The organism is Cohnella terricola (assembly GCF_007786475.1).
Classification (GTDB): Bacteria; Bacillota; Bacilli; order Paenibacillales; family Paenibacillaceae; genus Cohnella; species Cohnella terricola.
Window position 1 is genome coordinate 1 of record NZ_VNJJ01000036.1, and the last position, 1,627, is coordinate 1,627.

Genomic DNA, 1,627 nt, shown 5'->3' on the forward strand with positions numbered 1-1,627 from the left:
ATTAAGCGGCCTTGGTCCTGAACTGTATGGGACTGAGGCCGTTTAGTTTTTGCTGCAATCGTTCGTTATTGTAAAAGTGCATGTAGTCATCAATATCGTTCTTCAACTGCTCAAAAGTCTGGTACGAATGCAAATAATATTTCTCACATTTCAGTGTTCCCCAGAAAGATTCCATTGGTCCGTTATCGATGCAACGACCTACTCGGGACATGCTCTGCTTCATGTCAGCGGTGTCTAGCCTCTCCTTAAAACTTGTAGAGGTATATTGGTAGCCGCGGTCACTGTGGAGCATTGGGGTGCTGTCCGGGGCAGCTTCTAGCGCTAGTTGTAGCGTCTTAAATACGAGCGGATTGTTATTTGAACGGCCCAGCACGTAAGATACAATCGATTTATCATGGAGATCGAGAATAGCGCTTAAATAAGCCTTCTGGCCAGAACCGTACTTAAACTCCGTTACGTCTGTAACCCATTTCTCGTTCGGAGCTTCCGCTTGGAATTGCCGATTGAGTAAATTCTCGGCGATATGCTGCGGTGTAGAACGCGGATATTTCTTTTTCTTTCTACGGATCACCGATTGAATTCCTTGTATCTTCATTAAGCGCTGTACACGTTTGTGGTTAATTTGTCTTTTCGTTTCGCTACTCATATGTAGTGTGAGTTGACGATACCCGAAGATGCCCTCGACTTTTCTATACAAAGCCATCATGACTTCCGTCAGCTCTTGGTTCTCCAATTCTCGCTGGCTAGGCTTGTGGTTAAGCCATTTGTAATAGCTTGACCTTGGAATTCCCGCAACCTTGCACAGAAGCTGAATGCTTAGCGATTCCGTCTCCCGAACGGCTTGAATCACGAGGTAAACATTCTCCTGATGATGTTGGCTCAGCGACGCCTCCTTTGAAATTCGTGTAACTTTTTTAAGAATGCATTCTCCGCTCGAAGCCGCTCCATCTCGTGCTCAAGCTTCTTCATGGCAAGCCTCTGCTGATCTGCTTCGGTTAGCTCTTCAGGCGCTTTTGTACGACCTCTGCCATCTTTTAACGCATCCTGACCGCCTGCTTCGTGCTTTTTAACCCATCCGTACACTTGCTGGTAGGAAACTTGGAACTGCTTCGCTGTCTTCGTGTAGTCTTGTCCATTTGCAAGGCAGTACAGGACAATGTCGATCCTCTCCTGCAATGTTGTAGAACGTCCCTTGGTCATAGCTGTTACTCCCCCTGAATAAGCTCTTAAGCTGCTATGACCATTATACTTCTTAACCCAATTGAATAGCTGTGCTCGACAAGAGATCCTGTACTTATCGATGATTTGGTTCTGCGACAATCCTCCATTCAGATAGTCCATAACCGCTAGATGCTTAAGCTCATCGGAATAACTACGATTGTGTGTGCGAACTTCTAATCCCTCGTAACCGTACAACCGATAACGACGTTGCCAATTCGCGAGTGTGGACATGGCAAAGCCATACTTCTTAACAGCCTCTCTAAATCCAATATGACCACTTTCGATCTCTTGAAGAATAGCTAATTTTTCTAAAGCATTCAGTTTGTTTTTAGACATGAAAAATGCTCCCCACAGTAAACAGGTTTTTTATTATTTCACCTGTCTACCGTATGGGGAGCATATCAGA

General features: G+C 45.1%; 2 protein-coding genes. Both read right to left on the reverse strand.

All coding sequences use genetic code 11. The annotated features are described in order from the left end of the window. Position 1: 1 nt before the first annotated feature. A complete protein-coding gene (locus FPZ45_RS25110; RefSeq protein ID WP_144707403.1) occupies positions 2 to 922 on the reverse strand; it encodes an IS3 family transposase in 921 nt (306 codons plus the stop codon). Beyond that, entirely contained in the window at positions 880 to 1,557 is a 678-nt protein-coding gene (locus FPZ45_RS25115; protein ID WP_144707404.1) for a helix-turn-helix domain-containing protein, read from the reverse strand. Before FPZ45_RS25115 ends, FPZ45_RS25110 begins: the two co-directional genes overlap by 43 nt. Positions 1,558 to 1,627: the final 70 nt, after the last annotated feature.